The sequence below is a fragment of the Pseudoduganella aquatica genome (assembly GCF_009857595.1).
GTDB classification, from domain to species: Bacteria; Pseudomonadota; Gammaproteobacteria; order Burkholderiales; family Burkholderiaceae_D; genus Rugamonas; species Rugamonas aquatica_A.
The window spans coordinates 1-220 of the sequence record NZ_WWCU01000175.1; the positions used below are offsets into that span (position 1 = coordinate 1).

General features: G+C 68.2%; 1 protein-coding gene. It reads left to right on the forward strand.

Annotation, left to right across the window (positions count from 1 at the left end; all coding sequences use genetic code 11):
- Positions 1 to 220 (forward strand): hypothetical protein (locus GTP77_RS30125; protein WP_161075775.1); only part of this gene is annotated, 220 nt, incomplete at both ends.

Here is a 220-nt window from a genome sequence, read left to right on the forward strand (position 1 = left end):
CAGGTTGCGTCCTTGAACTCGGCCGCCATCGGCGCGCTGAGCACCCAAGGTATCGCCAATGGCCTGAAGAGCAACCAGGTTGTCGCGCTGGGCTCGCACCAGTTCGCCGCGATGAACGCGCTGCAAGTGGCTGCCCTGAGCACCGAAGGCATCGCCGCCATCGAGACCAATGACCTGCGCGGCCTCACGACCGCCGCCATCGCCGGCCTGCGCACCGCGC